Annotated in this window: 15 protein-coding genes; 6 read left to right on the forward strand and 9 right to left on the reverse strand. The window is 71.6% G+C overall.

Annotated features, from left to right (window positions below; translation table 11 throughout):
• Positions 1-106: 106 nt before the first annotated feature.
• The 7 genes from BMW88_RS25460 to BMW88_RS25490 all read right to left on the reverse strand — a co-directional run bounded on the left by BMW88_RS25460 (position 107) and on the right by BMW88_RS25490 (position 7251).
• Positions 107-406 (reverse strand): hypothetical protein, encoded by a 300-nt coding sequence (locus tag BMW88_RS25460; protein WP_089954823.1) that lies wholly within the window; start codon positions 404-406, stop codon positions 107-109.
• Positions 407-409: 3 nt separating this feature from the next.
• Positions 410-1672 (reverse strand): choice-of-anchor P family protein, encoded by a 1263-nt coding sequence (locus BMW88_RS25465; RefSeq protein ID WP_089954825.1) that lies wholly within the window; start codon positions 1670-1672, stop codon positions 410-412.
• Positions 1669-2322 (reverse strand): ABC transporter ATP-binding protein, encoded by a 654-nt coding sequence (locus tag BMW88_RS25470; RefSeq protein ID WP_089954827.1) that lies wholly within the window; start codon positions 2320-2322, stop codon positions 1669-1671. Before BMW88_RS25470 ends, BMW88_RS25465 begins: the two co-directional genes overlap by 4 nt.
• The gene (locus BMW88_RS25475; protein ID WP_089955297.1) at positions 2319-3011 is read right to left on the reverse strand and encodes an ABC transporter ATP-binding protein; all 693 of its coding nucleotides are present in this window, start codon (positions 3009-3011) and stop codon (positions 2319-2321) included. Before BMW88_RS25475 ends, BMW88_RS25470 begins: the two co-directional genes overlap by 4 nt.
• Positions 3008-4825, reverse strand: coding sequence for a branched-chain amino acid ABC transporter permease (locus tag BMW88_RS25480; RefSeq protein WP_089954830.1), 1818 nt, complete (start codon positions 4823-4825; stop codon positions 3008-3010). The genes BMW88_RS25475 and BMW88_RS25480 overlap by 4 nt, the downstream gene beginning before the upstream one ends.
• The gene (locus BMW88_RS25485; protein WP_089954831.1) at positions 4822-6228 is read right to left on the reverse strand and encodes an ABC transporter substrate-binding protein; all 1407 of its coding nucleotides are present in this window, start codon (positions 6226-6228) and stop codon (positions 4822-4824) included. Before BMW88_RS25485 ends, BMW88_RS25480 begins: the two co-directional genes overlap by 4 nt.
• A gap of 264 nt (positions 6229-6492) precedes the next feature.
• A complete protein-coding gene (locus BMW88_RS25490; protein WP_089954834.1) occupies positions 6493-7251 on the reverse strand; it encodes an SGNH/GDSL hydrolase family protein in 759 nt (252 codons plus the stop codon).
• Positions 7252-7391: 140 nt separating this feature from the next.
• On the opposite strand from BMW88_RS25490, the gene BMW88_RS25495 reads away from it, so the two are divergent.
• The 4 genes from BMW88_RS25495 (at position 7392) to ilvD (ending at position 12878) form a co-directional block, all read left to right on the forward strand.
• Positions 7392-8285 (forward strand): DUF4142 domain-containing protein, encoded by an 894-nt coding sequence (locus BMW88_RS25495; RefSeq protein WP_177221303.1) that lies wholly within the window; start codon positions 7392-7394, stop codon positions 8283-8285.
• A gap of 94 nt (positions 8286-8379) precedes the next feature.
• Entirely contained in the window at positions 8380-9846 is a 1467-nt protein-coding gene (locus BMW88_RS25500) for a DUF1996 domain-containing protein (protein ID WP_089954839.1), read from the forward strand.
• 151 nt (positions 9847-9997) lie between these two features.
• Positions 9998-11170 carry an alginate lyase family protein gene (locus BMW88_RS25505; protein WP_218148207.1) on the forward strand — a complete coding sequence of 391 codons (1173 nt, stop codon included), beginning with the start codon at positions 9998-10000 and terminating at the stop codon, positions 11168-11170.
• 19 nt (positions 11171-11189) lie between these two features.
• On the forward strand, positions 11190-12878 hold the full coding sequence (ilvD, locus tag BMW88_RS25510; RefSeq protein WP_089954844.1) for a dihydroxy-acid dehydratase: 1689 nt from the start codon (positions 11190-11192) through the stop codon (positions 12876-12878).
• Positions 12879-12983: 105 nt separating this feature from the next.
• On the opposite strand, the gene BMW88_RS25515 is transcribed toward ilvD, so the two are convergent.
• On the reverse strand, positions 12984-13904 hold the full coding sequence (locus BMW88_RS25515; RefSeq protein ID WP_089954845.1) for a LysR family transcriptional regulator: 921 nt from the start codon (positions 13902-13904) through the stop codon (positions 12984-12986).
• An 82-nt stretch (positions 13905-13986) separates the two neighbouring features.
• Here BMW88_RS25515 and BMW88_RS25520 point away from each other — a divergent pair, with 82 nt between their 5' ends.
• The gene (locus tag BMW88_RS25520; RefSeq protein WP_177221304.1) at positions 13987-14712 is read left to right on the forward strand and encodes an SDR family oxidoreductase; all 726 of its coding nucleotides are present in this window, start codon (positions 13987-13989) and stop codon (positions 14710-14712) included.
• Between the two features lie 131 nt (positions 14713-14843).
• Positions 14844-15599: a DUF2382 domain-containing protein gene (locus BMW88_RS25525; protein ID WP_089954848.1), complete on the forward strand. Its 756-nt coding sequence runs from the start codon at positions 14844-14846 to the stop codon at positions 15597-15599.
• A 57-nt stretch (positions 15600-15656) separates the two neighbouring features.
• Here BMW88_RS25525 and BMW88_RS25530 read toward each other — a convergent pair whose 3' ends face one another.
• On the reverse strand, positions 15657-17255 hold the full coding sequence (locus BMW88_RS25530) for an AMP-dependent synthetase/ligase (RefSeq protein ID WP_089954851.1): 1599 nt from the start codon (positions 17253-17255) through the stop codon (positions 15657-15659).
• Between the last annotated feature and the right edge of the window lie 22 nt (positions 17256-17277).

The following is a 17277-nucleotide window of genomic DNA, read 5'->3' on the forward strand; positions in this document are numbered from 1 at the left end:
GGGGGTACGTGATGGCGAGCACGTTAACTGGTCTAAACCATTCGTTCAAGAGGATGAACCGGGCGCGATTCACCGCGCCAGAGCTTGAGGGAGCGCTCTCACGAGACTATGACCGGTCCGCCGTCCGCTCGTCCAGCAACTGCAACAACGCGTACGTGGTCTGCCGCTGCTCCTCCACGAGCTTGGTGAGCCACGACCCGAAGTACAGGAACCCGCCGACCCCGATCAGGCCGAGCCCGAGCATCCCGCCCGACACCAGGTACGGGACCTGCTCCCACACGTACCCGGTGTGCGCGACACCCCACCAGGCGAAGAGTATCGCCGCGACGCCGGCGGTCATCAGCATCGCGCCCACGAGGCCGAGCCCGCTGCGCATCCGGGCGCGGCGCCGGTCCTGGATGGTCATGGCTCACCCGTTGCGCAGGTCGGGGACACCGGTCGGGTGTCCGGAGGGACAGGGGGCGCCGCCCAGCAGGAAGGTGCCGAACGACTTCACCCCGAACGCGCCGGCCGCCGCGACACCGAGCCCGGCGAGGACCAGCAGCGCCGGCACTCCGGGGAAGCCGAGCACCGAGCCGGGCTTCGTCCGCGCGGACGCGACCGGGGCCACGGCCTTGGGCGGCGCGACCCCGGCCACCGGCGGCGATCCCGGCGAGGGTGCGAGCGGTGCCGCCGCCTCGCCGCCCGGCGGCACCGGTGCCGCGGGAGCCGGAGCGGGAGCGGCGTCCGGCGGTGTCGACGGCGCCGAAGCGGACGCGTTCGCCGCGGCCTCGGTGTCGCCGACGACCACCACCATCTTGCGCAACGGGTTGAGCAGCGGCACGAGTTCCTCGGGCAGCAACGGCGCCAGCACACCGTCCAGGATCCCGCCCAGGCCGAGCCCGGTCCGCAACGCGAGCACGTCGACGGTGAGCACGAGGCCACGGCTGGTGGAGGTGGCCGACGTCCCGTCGAGCTTCGTCGCGGCGGCCGGCCAGGTGAGCGTGATCCCCAGCGGTTCCAACACCTTCAGCAGCCCGTCCGGCGGTGCGCCGGGCGCCTCCACCGGGAACTTCTGCCCCAGCACGGTGATCTCGGCGACGGAGAACGCGCTCGTGCCGCTGCCCTTGCCGCCGTCGCTCACCGCGACCGACTCGAAGCGGACCCCGGACACCACGACCAGGCCCGCCAGCAACGAGATCGTCTGCACGGACGTCACCGCGGCAGAACGCGCCTCCGTCGCGCCGACCGCGCTGACGCTGCTGGACGTCACCCCGTCGGCGGTGAGCAGGAACGGCACCCCCTGCCGGGCGCCCGCCGAGGACTCGGCCCTGGCGGCGCCCGCCGTGGCCCTCATCCCCGGCTTGGACTCGTCGGCGGGACCACCGGGGTGCGCCGCGTTCGCCTGCACCGGGTAGGCGAAGCCGACGAGCTGCGGCAGCCCTGTGCCGACGGCCGCGCCCGGCCACAGCGAGCTCGCGACCGACCGGCCGATCGGGCCGGAGCCCAGCTCGGTCCGCGTGTAGGACAGGTGCACCTCGCCCTGCGGTTCCGCGGGCACCGGGATCAGGTCGCTGTGCAGCAGCACCGAGACCGGTGCCGCGCGGGCGGACAGGGTGAACCCGCCGATGTCGGCCGCCCGTGCGGGCGCCGGGCACAGCAGCAGGAGCAGCACGACGATCGCGTACCTCACGAGGTCCCTCCGAAGTAGGCGGAAGCCAGGTCCTCACCGGCGGTGATCTCCCCGTGCGCCATCACGACGACCTGGTCGGCGACGGCGGACGCGGTCTCGGCGAACTGCTCGACGACCAGCATCGTGACGCCGCTGCCCGCGAGCTCCCCGACCACCTCGTACAGCTCGGCTACGACCACCGGCGCGAGCCCCATCGACAGCTCGTCGACCACCAGCACGGCCGGGTCGGTGATCAGCGCGCGGGAGAACGCGAGCATCTGCTGCTCGCCGCCGGACATCGACCCGGCGAGCTGGCGGTGCCGCGCCTTGAGCTTCGGGAACCGCTCGTAGACCACGGCGGGATCACCGCGCATGAGCCGGAGGTTCTCCGCGACCGTGAGGTTCGGGAAGATCGCCCGGCCCTCCGGGATCGTGCACAGGCCCGCGCGCGCCAGCTCGTCGGGCGCGGCGTCGTTGACGTGCACCCCGCCCAGGTGGACGTGCCCTGCCGACGCCCGCAACTGTCCACTGAGGACTTTGACCAGGGTGGACTTGCCGGCGCCGTTCGGGCCGAGCAACGCGGTGACGGTGCCGCGCGGCACGTTCAGCGAGACGCCGCGCAGCACCTCGATCCGGCCGTACCCGGCGTGGACGTCCATCAGGTCGATCATCCGAGGTACGCCTCCCGGACACCCTCGTGGGCGCGCACGGCGGCCGGTGTCCCGGACACCAGCAGCCGGCCGAGGGTGAGCACGTGCACGGTGTCGCAGTAGCCCATCACGAGGTCCATGTCGTGCTCGACCAGCACGACCGAGCGGCCCTCCGCGCTCAGCTCGCGCAGCAGCGCGCCGAACGCGCCCGTTTCGGCGCGGTCGAGCCCCGACGACGGCTCGTCGAGCAGCAGCAGGCGCGGGTCGGTGGCGAGCGCGCGGGCCAGCTCCAGCAGCCGCGCGGCACCGGTCGGCACGGTGTCGGCCTGCTTCGCCGAGAACTCCGCGATGCCGACGCGCTCCAGCAGGCCCGCGGCCAGGTCCGGCGATCGGCGGCGGCTTTCCAGCGCCACCACGACGTTCTCCCACACGGTCAGCGAGCCGAACACCTCCAGCCGCTGGAACGTCCTCGCCACACCGAGCCTGGAGCGCTGGTGCGGCCCCTTGGCGGTGATGTCCTCGTCGTCGAGCAGGACCCGGCCCGCCGACGGCCTGCGCAGTCCGCTGACCACGTCGAACAACGTCGTCTTGCCCGCGCCGTTGGGCCCGATCAGCCCGGTGACGCCGGGCTCGACCACCAGCGAGACGTCGTCGACCGCGGTCACCTGGCCGAAGCGGACCGTCACGCCCTCCAGCCGCAGCGTGCTCATGCGCGCCGCCAGGACCACGCCCGGAACACCCAGCTCACCAGGCCGTTGGGATCGCGGGCGAGTCCCGCCGCCGCGACGCCGAGCAGCACGACCGCCACGCCCGCCAACGCCGGGAAACCGCTCTGCAGCACCGGGAGCAGCATCAGCAGCAGTCCGCCGAGCAGCGCGCCGGACACCGACGTCACCCCCGCGATCACGGCGAACAGCAGCAACGGCAGGTTGTTGAAGAGCTGGAAGTCGCTCGCCGCGACGGTTTCGCGCAGCTGCGCGAAGAGCCCGCCCGCCAGGCCCGCGATGGCCGCCGAGAGCGCGAACACGCCGACCCGGATCCAGCGCACGTTGACGCCGAGCGTCGCGCACGCCGCGGGGCTGTCCTTGACCGCGATCACCCGGCGCCCGAGCCGTCCGCGCCGCACCGCGAGAACGCCCATCCCGACCAGCGCGAACACCGCGGCGGCCAGCACGAGCTGACCGGTCGCGGACTCCACCAGCCGCGGCACCTGCAGGCTCCCCCGCACGCCGAACGCGATCGGCGACTGAAGCACGAGCTTGTCCATCAGCTGCGCGAACCCCAGCGTCGCGAGCGCCAGGTACAGCCCGCTCACCCGCAGCACCGTCACGGCGACCAGCGCGCCCACCAGGGCCGCCACCGCCGCGCCCAGCAGCAACGACCACGGCGACGACGAGCCCAGCCGCGCGACCGTCACCGCCCCCACGCCGACGAACGTGAACTGCCCGAGCGACACCACCCCGCCGTACCCGGTGAGCAGCACCATCGACAGCAGCACGATCCCGAACACGAGCCCCAGCGCGAGCTGCCCGGCCACCACCGGACCGGCCGGCAGCGCCAGCGCGAGGACCGCGCCCAGGAAGAGCACCGCGCCGACGCCGGTCGGCAACGCGCCGGGCACCGCCACCCCGCGCGACCCCCGCACGCCGCCGATCCGCAGCGGCGACTGCGGCATCGCGAGCAGCACGACGAACAGCAGCAACGCCGGGATCGCCGCCCGGAACGCGATCCAGAACGGCGAGGACGGCAGGTACGCGACGGCGTAGGACTGCACCAGCCCGAGCCCGAGCGCCCCCGCGAACGTCCACGGCAGGCTGCGCAGCCGCCCGACCAGCGCCGCGGTGTAGGCGGTGATCACCAGCAGCGTCATCGTCACGTAGTCGAGCTGCACGACCGGCGTGAGCAGGATGCCGCCCAGCGCGGCCAGCGCCGACCCGATCGCCCAGCTCAGCGCCGACAGCCGGTGCGGCCGCGTCCCGTACAGCGCCGCCAGCTCCGGCGCGTCGACGCAGGCCCGCATCGCGAGCCCGGTGCGCGTCCGGTTCAGCAGCGCGTAGAGCCCGCCCGCGACCAGCACCGCGCAGGCCAGCGTCACCAGGTCGTGCCCGCTGACGTAGGACTGCCCGAGGTGGACGCCGTGCTGGTCGAGGAACGGCCGCACGGGCCGCGCCCGCGGCGGCCAGACCACCTGGGCCACCCCGATCAACCCGACCAGCACGCCCACGCCCGCGACGAGCGTGATGCCGACCGGCGCACCCGCGAGCCTGCGCATCACGAAGCGTTCGACCACCAGCCCGAACAGCGGCGCGCACCCGCCGACCACCACCAGCAGCGCGAGCCACTGCGGCAGGCCGCGGTTCTCCGCGAGCTCCCAGTACAGGAACGCCATGACCATGCCGATCGCGCCGTGCCCGACGTTGAACACCTTGGAGGTGCTGTAGGTCAGCACGAGCCCGCCGGCGACCACGGCGTACGCCCCGCCCGTCACCAGGCCGAAGATCGTGTAGGCGAGCAGGGCGGTCATCCGCCCACCCCCGTGTCGACCAACGACCCGCACGAGTACCCGGACGCCGGCGCGAGCCTGCTCCACGCCCCGCCCTTCAGCCGCACCAGCGCCATGCAGGCGGAGGTCCGCTTGCCGCCGACGTCCTGTGGCGCGACCATCCCCTCCGCGGTGAAGTCGTGCACGTTCCTGATCGCGTCGATCATCGCCTTGCGGGTGAGCTGCGGCCCGACCTTCGCGGCGGTCTGGACGAACAGCCGGGCCGCGGCCCAGGCGAACATGCCGAAGTAGCTCGGCGCGGCGCCGGGTGCCACCCGCCCTAGCCACTGCCGGTACAGCGCCACCTGGGCGTTGGGCTCCTCGAACAGCGCGCCGTTGGTGTAGACGACGGTGCCGTCGACCGCCCCGCCGCCCTGCCGCACGTACTGCGGGTCGTAGGCGCTCGGGTCCGTGACGAACGCCTCCGGCGTGAACCCCTGCTGCCGCATGGCCTGCTGCAACCGCACCGCGTACTGCGCCGACCCGATCCAGTAGACGATCTTGGCGCCGGTTTCCTTGAGCTTCGCCACGTACGGCGCGTAGTTGACGTCCGTGATGTCGATGGCCTGCGAGTACACGAACTTGATGCCGCGCGCCTCCGCCGCCTTCTGCATGCTGCGGGCGTTCTGCGCGCTCGCGTCGGCGTTGAGGTAGAGGGAGGCCGCGTGGCCTGCGCCGCCGGGGAAGCTCGCCTTGACGAGGTCCGGTCCCGCCGACGACACCAGGTTCACGACGTTGGACGCGACCCCGAAGCTGACCGGCGTGCGCTGGCGTTGCGCCGTGACCGTCGAGGCCCGCAGGTCGGGGATCCCGCACCCGGCCGCCGCGGGCCCGCCGCCCTGGTCGAACGCCGACATCGACCCGACCAGCGCGAACGCCTGCTGGCAGGCCTGGGAGGTGGCCTGCTGGTCGCCACCGCTGTCCGTGCGCGAGTCGAACGACACGAGCTTGAGCTTGCGGCCGCAGACGGTGCCCTGGGTGGCGTTGAAGTACTCGACGAACGCCTTGGTCGCCTGCTGGGCCGACTGGAAGATGCCGGGCACCGGTCCGCTGATGTCGGAGATGTTGGCGATCGTGATCTCGCCCGCCGTGACGCCGGCGTCCGTGGCGCCCCCGGTGCCCTGGCAGGCCGCCGCGATGCTGCCGGGCGGGTTCGGCTGCCTGTTCGCCTGCTGGGGGTTGTTCGCGCCGGTCTGGCCGGCGGTGCCGGCGGTGCCATCGGTGCCGGCCACCGCGCCGTCCTCCGGCACCGCGCCCTGCTCCGTCGCCGTCCCGCCGCCCTGGGGCACGGCGAGAGCGGCGCGTTGCTCGTCGGTGAGCCTGCTCCCGCAGCCCGCGAGCACCGCGCAGACCGCCACCACGACCAGCGTTGTCCTGCGACGCATGCGGACCGACGCTAGGGCACTGCATCAATCCAGCCCGAATCGCCGGCCTGCGGTTTCACCCGTGTGGCCGACCGATTTTCTAGAACGCGTTCTATCTGCAAACAATGCGGCGCAACCGCGTCACCGGAGCGAGCTTCAGTCGTTTGACCAGGCTTTGCACAAGAGTCGGCCAAGCTGTGGACGAATGCTGATACAACACGTTCTCGGGACTGACCAGCTCGACTGGAACCGGTTCTCGGCCAGTTCCGGCCGTGGGTCAGCCGATCACAACGGCGGCAGCAGCTCCGGCCACCGCGGCTTGATCACGTCGCCGGACGACTCCCCGCGCAACCGCCGCAACACCCACGGCACGACGTGCTCCCGGGCCCACCGCAGGTCCTCCGACCGCCGGACCCGCCGGTCCACCAGCGGCGCCACCCCCAGCACGGTCCGGGTCAGCGCGTGCGACACGCCGAGCCCGTCGAGCACCGAGATCGCGACTTCGGTGTGCCCGAGCGAGTTGAGGTGCAGCCGGTCGGGAGACCACATGCGGCGGTCGCACAACTGCCGCATGCCCCACATGTCGACCAGGACGCACGAGTGTTCGGCGGCGATCGCGCGCACGTGCTCGTTGTAGATGGCCACGCGGCCGCGCATCTTGCGGAACACCGGGTCGTCCGCGCCGTCGACGCCGGTGAAGAGGATGACCTTCGCGCCGGCGTTGACCAGCCGTGCGACGGCCGCGCGGTAGCGGCGCATCAACGCGTCGATGTCCACCTTCGGCCGCATGAGGTCGTTCCCGCCCGCGTACAGGGAAACGAGGTCGGGCTTCATCGCCAGCGCGCGCTCGAACTGCTCGGCCAGCACCTGCGGCAGCAGCCGGCCGCGCACGGCCAGGTTGGCGTAGGTGAACTCGGGGTCGGCCGCGCCCAGCACCTCGGCGACGCGATCGGCCCAGCCCCGCACCCCGTTGGGACGACCGGGGTCGTCGTCGCCCACCCCCTCGGTGAACGAGTCCCCCAGCGCCACGAACCGCTTGCTCATGCTCAGGATTTTAGGTCGTTTCGATCAGGCCGTGGTTGCGCGGTTCCGGATAACGGTTCAATAACGCCGATGTCTCGAACTGAGGCGCGCTCCGGCCCGTGGCCGTACTCCAGTTCGTGCGACTCCCCATGGACTTGGCGATGCCGACGCGACTGCTGGTCGCGCTGGCCGGCTGCGCGCTGGCCGTGCTGATCGGCACCGGGAGCGCGACCGGCCAGCCGGCCACCACGCCGTCCACGCCCATCTCGACCCCGCCGCCGGGCAGCGGCGGCACGGGTGACGAGGTCGTGCAGACGCAGTGGGGACCGCTCGGACCCGCCGACCGGGACTTCATGAACCGGGTCAAGCAGGCCGGGCTGTGGGAGAAGCCGGCGGGCGACAAGGGCAAGGCCAAGCGGCCGGACCAGCCCAAGATCCAGGAAGCCTGCAAGCACCTCATCGAGGGGCACACGCTGCTGGACAACGTGGTGAACCGGGCGGGCGTCCTGCTCGGTCACACGTTGCCCACGGAGGCCTCCGAGGAGCAGAAGGGCTGGCTGGCCGAGATGGACGCGGCGAACGGCGACGAGTTCGACGTCGTCTTCGCCAACCGGCTGCGCGCGGCACACGGCAAGGTCTACGCCTACGCCGCGCAGATCCGGGCGGGCACCAAGAACGAGCTCATCCGCATCCTCTCCACCCAAGCGATGATCACCGTCTTCGACCACATGAAGGTGCTCGAGGAGACGGGCCGCGTCGACTTCGCCGGCCTGGAGTCACCGCAACCGCTCGCCCCGCCGACGGCGAACGCCGACGGCACCGCCGCACCGGACGCCGGTGGCGACCAGGCGGCCGAGCAGTCGGCGAACCCCACCGACGGTGTGATCCCGACCGTGCCGCAGGGCACCAGGTTCACCCGCACCGCGGAACAAGGGGTGTTCGGTGACAACAACGGCGTCTTCTTCGGGGCGATCGGCGTGCTCGCGCTCGCGCTGGTGGGGATGCGAATGATATCGCGATCCAAGAAAACACGGCGGAAATCTCGTTCGTACTGAGAAAAAACAAACACCCAGGTTCAAACCGAAGATAGCGGCCCATACCGCCGTCAGCTTCACCATGCCGTTTTATCGGACTACCACGAGGTGGCAAATGGCTATTCACCGGAGGAAATCCACGATCTGGCTCACGGCCGCCGCGGCCGCGATGGCCGTGGTCGCTGGCGGCGCCGCGGTGGTGGCCATCAGTTCTTCTGATGGCGCCGCGCTCGCCGACGGAGCGGACAAGAGCTTGTTCGTCGACATCACCAAGGTGAAGCCGAACGTCAAGAAACCGAAACCGGAGAACGACGCCACCACGGGTACGTTCACCGTGGACTGCGGCCGGAACGAGAACGGGCACTTCAACCCGGACAACTTCATCGCGCAGCCCGGCGTCCGCAACGGCGCCCAGCACCTGCACGACTACGTCGGCAACCTCTCCACGAACGCGGACTCGAACAACAAGTCGTTGCAACGGGCCGGGACGACCTGCAAGAACGGCGACAAGTCCGCCTACTTCTGGCCCGTCGTGCGCATCATCGACGAGGAGGAAGAGGCGGAGGCCGGCGAGGGCCAGGAGCAGGCGCCGCCGAAGAAGGACGACAAGGCGCAGCAGGAGAAGGACAAGGCGGACAAGGCCGCGCCGACCCTCGAGTGCCCCGATGTCGCCTCCCTGCTCCCGGAGGACGTGCCGGAGGCGGCCCAGGCGGAGATCGACCGCGAGCTCGAGAACATCGAGAAGGTCACCGGCGAGGCCGAGAAGAAGCTCGAGCAGACCAAGGCCCAGGACCGCGACAACGTCATCGTCGGCCCGACTCGCGAGAAGCGCGCCGCCATCCTCAACCGGATGATGCTGGCGTTCAGCCGCCAGGGCCGGCAGGCGCCCGACCTGAACCCGGCCGCTGCCTGCGCGGTGAAGGACCAGAACAACGCCGGCATCGACGACGGCAGCGAGAACAGCGACGCCGCCCAGGCCGAGGGCACCGAGAACAAGAAGAACCAGAACAACCCCGAGGAGAACGCGGAGAACGAGCTCGAGGGCAACGAGGGCGAGATCCAGCGCCCGGCCGTCGTCGACCTCACCTTCCGCGGCAGCCCGACCGGCAAGGTCGTCGCGATGCCCAAGTTCCTGCGCGTGCTCTACGGCGACGCCAAGGCCGGCCAGAACGGCCCGAAGAACGCCAAGGCCTCCTGGACCTGCACGGGCTTCGAGGACAAGGTCCTGATGGACAAGTACCCGATCTGCCCGCAGGGCTCGAAGGTCAAGCGCGTCCACGACTTCCCGAGCTGCTGGGACGGCAAGAACATCGACTCCGCGAACCACCGCGACCACATCGTGTTCCCCGACCAGAACGGCAAGTGCAAGCAGGGCTTCAAGGCCGTTCCGCAGCTCCGCATCTCGCTGACCTACGACATCCCGCTGGACGTCCAGAAGGACGGCCGCTACCTGGTCGACTCCTTCCCCGAGGAGGAGCACAACCCGCTCACCGACCACGACGACTTCGCGAACGTGATGTCGCAGAAGATCATGAACCGCCTGGTCAACTGCGTGAACACCGGCAAGAAGTGCCGCGAGTGACCCGTTGAGCACGCTGTTCAGGTAGTCGAGATCCCCCGGTGCACCTCCCGCGCACCGGGGGATTTCCTTTGCCCGGCGGGGAATCGTTCATCACCCTGAACCCCGTTCGGGCATGATTGACCACGAGGTACGGGCCGCTGACACTGGCGGCATGGTCATCCGTTCCTGCACGGTGCTGATCGCCCTGCTGGCCAGCCTGCTGGCACCGGTCGCCGGTTCCGCCGCCACCGCGGCACCGGCGACGTTCGCCCACCCCGGCGTCGTGGTCTCCCGCCCGCAACTGGACTTCATGCGCGCCAAGGTCCTCGCCGGCGCCCAGCCGTGGAAGCTCGCCTACGACCGCATGATGGCGTCGAAGTACGCCGACCTCAGCCGGACCCCGCGGCCACGCGCCGTCGTGGAGTGCGGTTCCTACTCGAACCCCAACCACGGCTGCACCGACGAGCGCGAGGACGCCATCGCCGCGTACACCCTGTCCCTCGCCTGGTACGTGACGCGCGACGACCGGTACGCGGCCAAGGCGATCCAGATCATGGACGCCTGGTCGGCGACCATCCGCGACCACACCGGCTCCAACGCCCCGTTGCAGACCGCGTGGTCGGCGAGCAGCTGGCCCAAGGCGGCGGAGATCATCAAGCACGTCCGCGGCAACTGGGCGGACAGCGCCAGGTTCGGCACCATGCTGCGCGACGTCTACCTGCCGGAGATCCAGAACGGCCGGGCGAAGACGACCGGCAACTGGGAGCTGAGCATGATGGAGGCCACGCTCGGCATCGCGGTGTTCCTGGAGGACCGCGCCGCGTACGACAAGGCGGTCGGCATCTTCCACACGCGCATCCAGGCGTTCATCTACCTGAGCACCGACGGCGCGCTGCCGAGGACACCGCCGGGCAGCGGCATCGACACCAGGGACGAGATCATCGCCTTCTGGCACAACCAGTCCACGTTCGTCGACGGTCTCGCGCAGGAGACCTGCCGGGACTTCGCGCACACCGCGTACGGGCTGAGCGCCGCCTCGCACTTCGCCGAGACCGCGCGGCACCAGGGCCAGGACGTCTGGGGCGAGATCCGCGAGCGGATGCGGCACGCGTGGGGCCTGCACACCAAGTACCAGAACGGCGAACCGGTGCCGTCGTGGCTGTGCGGCGGGAGCTACTCCCGCGAGCTCGGGCCGACCTCGGAGGTCAGCTTCACCGCCCTCAACACCCGGCTGGGCATCCCCATGCCGAGCACCCAGCGCTACACCGAGAGCCAGCGTCCACAGGGGACGGACAACCTCTTCACCGCCTGGGAGACGCTCACCCACGCGGCGAACCCGTCCTAGGAACGGCTAGCGTGCCCGCATGACCGAGACACCGGACGTGAAGCCACGCAGCCGCGACGTGACCGACGGCCTGGAGCGCACCGCCGCGCGCGGCATGCTCCGGGCCGTCGGCATGGGTGACGAGGACTGGGAGAAGCCGCAGATCGGCGTCGCCTCGTCGTGGAACGAGATCACGCCGTGCAACCTGTCGCTCGACCGCCTCGCGAAGGCCTCGAAGGACGGCGTGCACGCGGCGGGCGGGTACCCGCTCGAGTTCGGCACGATCTCCGTGTCGGACGGCATCTCGATGGGCCACGAGGGAATGCACTTCTCGCTGGTCTCGCGCGAGGTGATCGCCGACAGCGTCGAGACGGTGATGCAGGCCGAGCGCCTGGACGGCTCCGTGCTGCTGGCGGGCTGCGACAAGTCGTTGCCGGGCATGCTGATGGCCGCGGCACGGCTCGACCTCGCGAGCGTGTTCCTCTACGCGGGGTCGATCCTGCCCGGCCGCGTCACGCTGACCGACGGCACGGAGAAGGAAGTCACGATCATCGACGCGTTCGAGGCCGTCGGGGCCTGTGCGCGCGGGCTGATGAGCCGCGAGGACGTCGACCTGATCGAGCGCGCGATCTGCCCCGGCGAGGGCGCGTGCGGCGGCATGTACACGGCGAACACCATGGCGAGCGCGGCCGAGGCGCTGGGCATGTCGCTGCCCGGCAGCGCCGCTCCCCCGGCCACCGACCGCCGCCGCGACGGGTTCGCGCGCAGGTCCGGCCAGGCCGTGGTGGAGATGCTCAGGCGCGGCATCACCGCCCGGCAGATCATGACGCGCGAGGCGTTCGAGAACGCCATCGCCGTCGTCATGGCGTTCGGCGGCTCCACCAACGCCGTGCTGCACCTGCTCGCCATCGCGCACGAGGCCGGCGTCGAGCTCACCCTGGACGACTTCAGCCGCATCGGCGCGCGCGTGCCGCACCTGGCCGACGTGAAGCCGTTCGGACGGCACGTGATGACCGACGTCGACCGCATCGGCGGCGTGCCCGTGGTGATGAAGGCGCTGCTGGACGCCGGTCTGCTGCACGGCGACTGCCTCACCGTCACCGGGCGCACGGTCGCCGAGAACCTCGCCGACATCGCCCCGCCGGACCCGGACGGCCTCGTCCTGCGGGCGCTCGACCAGCCCATCCACCACACCGGCGGCATCACGATCCTGAAGGGCTCACTCGCCCCGGAGGGCGCCGTGGTCAAGTCCGCCGGCTTCGACTCCGACGTCTTCACCGGCACCGCGCGGGTGTTCGACCGCGAGCGCGCGGCGATGGACGCGCTGGAGGACGGCACGATCACCGCGGGCGACGTCGTGGTGATCCGCTACGAGGGTCCCAAGGGCGGGCCGGGCATGCGCGAGATGCTCGCCATCACCGCGGCGATCAAGGGCGCGGGCCTCGGCAAGGACGTCCTGCTGCTCACCGACGGCCGGTTCTCCGGCGGCACGACAGGGCTCTGCGTCGGGCACGTGGCACCGGAGGCGGTCGACGGCGGGCCCATCGCGTTCGTGCGCGACGGCGACCGGATCACGCTCAACGTCGCCGAGGGCACCCTCGACGTCGACGCCGACCTGGACAGCCGCCGCGAGGGCTGGGCGCCGCTGCCCCCGCGGTACGAACGCGGTGTGCTGGCCAAGTACGCGAAGCTGGTCGGCTCCGCCTCGCGCGGTGCCGTCTGCGACTGATCCGCGGCGGGTGGCCTCGGTGCCGGGTACCGGCGTCGAGGCCACCTCGTGCCGGGGTCGGGCGTCCGTTGCGCCGAGCCGGACGAAGAGCCGTCGACCCGCAGATCAGCGACTGACCGCCGGTGCCCCCGGCGAGCCCGGCCGCGGGTCCTCGGCCGGGAGCGGCCGCGGGGTGTCGCGCAGCCCGGCCGCCGAGCGGACGAGCGAGGCGAGTGCCGGGGAGTACCCGCCCGGCGGCCAGGCGAGCACCGTGGTGACCTCCGGCGCGTCGACGACGGGCACCGCGACGTGCTCCGGCCACTGCCAGGCGCGGCTGGAGGCGGGGATGACGAGCAGGGTCTTGCCGAGTGCCACGAGCTGGGCGAGCTGCGACTGCGTGCGCACCTCCGGTCCCGGCCCCTCGGGATAGGTCCCGTCGAGCCGCGGCCAGCGGGCGATCGGCAGGTCCGGCACGTGGCTCACCTCCGCCAGGGTGAGCCGGTCGTGTGCCGCGAGTGGATGCGCCGCGGGCACGATCGCGACCTGGCTCTCGACGTGGAGGTCCACGGTGTCGAAGCCGGCGAGGTCGTCGTACGGGCGGTGCATGAGCGCCACGTCGGCCTGCCCGTCGCGCAGCCGGTGCGCCTGTTCGCCGACCTCGCACAGGAGGACCTCGACCGGTGCCGCGCCGGGTTCGCCCGCCTGCGCGTCGAGGAGCCGGCGCAGCAGTTCGTGGGACGCCCCGGCCTTGGTCACGAGCACCAGCGGCCGGTCAGGGTTCCCCGCCCGCCGCGTCCTGCGCACGGCGGCGGCGACCGCGTCGAGCGCCGCCCTGGCCTCCCGCAGCAGCACCTCGCCGGCGGCGGTGAGCACCGCGCCGCGGCGGTCCCGGTCGAGCAGCCGCACGCCGAGCCGCCGCTCCAGCCGGTGGATCGCGCGCGAGAGCGGCGGCTGGGCGATCCCGAGCCGGGCGGCGGCGCGTCCGAAGTGGAGCTCCTCGGCGACGGCGACGAAGTACCTGAGCTCGCGGGTCTCGACGTCGTCCACCCGCGGGAGCCTACGCTGATACCCGGCGGGTATCACGGCTTACTGGATCGATCTTGGACGGCGGGCCGGCGGCACGCCGAGCATGGGTTCCGTGAAGGACACGAAGACCGCGCTGGTCACCGGCGCGAACAAGGGAATCGGCCACGCCATCGCACAGGGCCTGGGAGCGCTGGGCTTCACCGTGGCGGTGGGTGCCCGCGACGACATCAGGCGCAAGGAAGCCGTCGAGCGCCTGCACGCCGCGGGCGTCGACGCGTTCGGGGTCGCCCTGGACGTCACCTCCGACGAGAGCGCCGCCGCCGCCGCGGCGACCGTCGAGCAGACGGCCGGGCGGCTCGACGTGCTCGTCAACAACGCCGGGATCTCCGGTCCGGTCGGCGACGGGGCGCAGGACCCCACCACGCTCGACCTCGACGTCGTGCGCACCGTCCTCGACACGAACGTCAACGGCGTCGTCCGGGTGACGAACGCGGTGCTGCCGCTGCTGCGCCGCGCCGCCTCGCCGCGGATCGTCAACGTCTCGAGCACCATGGGCTCGCTGACGCTGCGGACCGGCCCGATCATGGCCGCCTACGCGCCGTCGAAGTCGATGCTCAACAGCATCACCGTCCAGTACGCGCGCGCGTTCGCCGACACGAACGTGATCGTGAACGCGTGCTGCCCCGGCTACGTCGCGACCGACTTCACCGGCTTCGCCGCGCCGCGGACTCCCGAGCAGGGCGCCGCGATCGCGATCCGGCTCGCGACCCTGCCGGACGACGGGCCCCGCGGCGGCTTCTTCGACGACGAGGGCGTCGTCCCCTGGTGAGCCGGCCGTCATCCGACCGGCTGAATTGCGGTGGGGGCACGGTCACCTGGTCAGAGGGCCCCCGGGAGAAATTCGCGGTGGCGGGTACTTCGCGCTGGCAAGCCGACAGCCAACGCGGAGGGACGGCACTGATGATCGATCAGACGCAAGTTGAGGCGTTGTACGACTGCGACGTGATCGACAACAAGGGCGAGAAGATCGGTTCGGTCAAGCAGGTGTGGCTCGAGGACGGCACCGGCGCACCGGTGTGGGCCGAGGTCAACTCGGGACTGCTCGGCATGAGGCAGAGCTTCGTCCCGATCCAGCAGGCGAAGATGGCGGACGGCACGATCACCGTCCCCATCGCCAAGGAACAGGTCGACGAGGCGCCGAGCGTGCACACCTTCGACGACCACATCTCCGACGAGGAGCAGGAGGCGCTCTACCGGCACTACGGGATGATCCCGCAGGCCAAGACCGGTGAGCACGACCGGCTCGACGGCGGGCAGGCCACCGGGCGGCACGGTGCGCGCGTCGAGCCCGACGCGGCCGAGGTGGTCCTCTCGGAGGAGAAGCTCGACGTCGGCACCCGCAACGTCGAGGCGGGCCGCGTGCGGCTGGTCAAGCGCACGGTCACCGAGCAGCGCAACGTCACCGTGCCGGTGACGCACGAGGAGGTCCGGATCGTCCGCGAGCCCGTGGAGGGCGGCACCGACCGCACGGGCAGGGCGTTCGCCGACGAGCAGGCCGAGGTCACGCTGCACCGCGAGGAACCGGTGGTGCAGAAGCGCGCCGAGGCCGTCGAACGGGTCCGCCTGGAGAAGGACGTGGTGACCGAGCAGCAGGGCGTCAGCGACGAGATCCGCAAGGAGCGCGTCGAGGTCGAGCGCGACGATGAACGCCGCTGAGAGCACACCGGCAGCACACCGGCGAGCCGCCCACCGCTTCCGCCGGTGGGCGGCTCGCTAGTACAGGCCGTCCAGCACGTCGGCGTAGCGCTTCTCGATCTCCCGGCGGCGGGGCTTCATCGACGCGGTCAGCAACCCGTCCTCGACGCTGAAGTCGTGCTCCAGCACCGCGAAGCGCTTGATCGTCTCGTGTCGCGCGAGCTGCGCGTTGACCGCGTCGATCGCGGTGCCGACCTCGGCCTCCGGGTCGGCGAGGTTCCGCGCGGTGTCCGGGTCGAGCGTCACGAGCGCCACGCAGTACTTCCGGCGGTCGCCGTGCACGATCACGTTGCTGATGTAGGGCGACGCCGCGTTGATCATGCTCTCGATCCGGGTGGGGGCCACGTACTTGCCGCCCGAGGTCTTGATCAGCTCCTTCTTGCGGTCGGTGATCGTCAACCGGCCCGCGTCGTCGAGCTCGCCGATGTCCCCGGTGTGCAGCCAGCCGCCGGTCAGCGCCTCGGCCGTGGCGTCGGGCCGGTTGTGGTAGCCGCGCATGACGCCGGGCCCGGAGAGCAGGACCTCGCCGTCCTCGGCGATCTTGACCTCCATGCCGGGGATCGGCGGGCCGACCGTGCCGATCTTGATCATGCCGGGCCGGTTGAAGAACGTCGCCGCGGACGACTCGGTGAGCCCGTAGCCCTCCAGGATCGGGAGGCCGGCCCGCGCGAAGAACTCCGCGATCTCCGCGGCCAGCGGTGCCGAGCCCGACACGAAGTACCGGATCCTGCCGCCCACGCGGTCGCGCAGCTTCCGGTACACCAGCCGGTCCGCGAGCCAGCGCGTGGCGGGCCCGTGCTCGCGGTCGGCCCACCGGAAGACCTTCTCGGTGAGCCCGCCCTTCTCCCGCGCCCCCGCCACGATCCTGCCGTGGATCTTCTCGAAGATGCGCGGCGCGGCGGCCACGATCGACGGCCGCAGCTCGCCGAGGTTGTCCACGATCCGCTCGACGCTGCCGTCGACGGCCGTCGGCACACCGGCGGCGATCATCGCCATCGTCAGCACCTTGCCGAACGCGTGCGACAGCGGCAGCCACAGGAAGTGCAGGTCCGTCGGGCGGAGGATGCCCAGCGACGCGATGGCCTCGGCCGTCGTGAGCCAGTTGTCGTGGGTGAGCTCGACGCCCTTGGGCGTGCCGGTCGTGCCGGAGGTGTAGATCAACGTCGCCAGGTCGCCGGGCCCGAGCTCGTCGACCAGCGCGTCGTAGTCGCCCCGGCCGCGCGGCACCGCGCCGAACCGCAGGACCTCCGCGCCGTCCGGCACGAGGCCGGCGTGCTCGTCGGTCTCGACGACCACGATCCGGCTGCCGGAGTCGCCGACGATGTGCGCGACCTCGGCCTCGGTGCTGTTCGGGTAGACGGTGGTCGTGGCGCCGCCGGCCGCGAGCACCGCGAGGTCGGTGACGATCCACTCGATGCAGGTGGCGCCCATCAACGCGACGCGGTCGCCCTTGCGCAGCCCGGCCGCCCGCAGCCCGAACGCCTCGGCGGCCACCCGTTCCTGCAGCTCGGCCCACGTGAGCGACACCCACCCACCGCCGTCGCGGTACCGCATCGCCTCGGCGTCGGGCGTGCGGGCGACCCGCTCGCGCAGCAGCCCGGGAATCGACAGCGCCATCGCTCTCCCCTTCTCTGGAGCA

The sequence above is a fragment of the Lentzea xinjiangensis genome, assembly GCF_900110955.1.
GTDB lineage: Bacteria > Actinomycetota > Actinomycetes > Mycobacteriales > Pseudonocardiaceae > Lentzea > Lentzea xinjiangensis.

Excerpts from the sequence above, each read along its gene's own strand:
- BMW88_RS25500 (WP_089954839.1), top strand. The coding sequence starts at position 8,380 with ATGGCTATTCACCGGAGGAAATCCACGATCTGGCTCACGGCCGCCGCG.
- BMW88_RS25520 (WP_177221304.1), top strand. The coding sequence starts at position 13,987 with ATGGGTTCCGTGAAGGACACGAAGACCGCGCTGGTCACCGGCGCGAAC.
- BMW88_RS25490 (WP_089954834.1), bottom strand. The coding sequence starts at position 7,251 with ATGAGCAAGCGGTTCGTGGCGCTGGGGGACTCGTTCACCGAGGGGGTG.
- BMW88_RS25525 (WP_089954848.1), top strand. The coding sequence starts at position 14,844 with ATGATCGATCAGACGCAAGTTGAGGCGTTGTACGACTGCGACGTGATC.
- ilvD (WP_089954844.1), top strand. The coding sequence starts at position 11,190 with ATGACCGAGACACCGGACGTGAAGCCACGCAGCCGCGACGTGACCGAC.
- BMW88_RS25495 (WP_177221303.1), top strand. The coding sequence starts at position 7,392 with ATGCCGACGCGACTGCTGGTCGCGCTGGCCGGCTGCGCGCTGGCCGTG.
- BMW88_RS25480 (WP_089954830.1), bottom strand. The coding sequence starts at position 4,825 with ATGACCGCCCTGCTCGCCTACACGATCTTCGGCCTGGTGACGGGCGGG.
- BMW88_RS25470 (WP_089954827.1), bottom strand. The coding sequence starts at position 2,322 with ATGATCGACCTGATGGACGTCCACGCCGGGTACGGCCGGATCGAGGTG.
- BMW88_RS25505 (WP_218148207.1), top strand. The coding sequence starts at position 9,998 with ATGGTCATCCGTTCCTGCACGGTGCTGATCGCCCTGCTGGCCAGCCTG.
- BMW88_RS25485 (WP_089954831.1), bottom strand. The coding sequence starts at position 6,228 with ATGCGTCGCAGGACAACGCTGGTCGTGGTGGCGGTCTGCGCGGTGCTC.
- BMW88_RS25530 (WP_089954851.1), bottom strand. The coding sequence starts at position 17,255 with ATGGCGCTGTCGATTCCCGGGCTGCTGCGCGAGCGGGTCGCCCGCACG.
- BMW88_RS25475 (WP_089955297.1), bottom strand. The coding sequence starts at position 3,011 with ATGAGCACGCTGCGGCTGGAGGGCGTGACGGTCCGCTTCGGCCAGGTG.
- BMW88_RS25460 (WP_089954823.1), bottom strand. The coding sequence starts at position 406 with ATGACCATCCAGGACCGGCGCCGCGCCCGGATGCGCAGCGGGCTCGGC.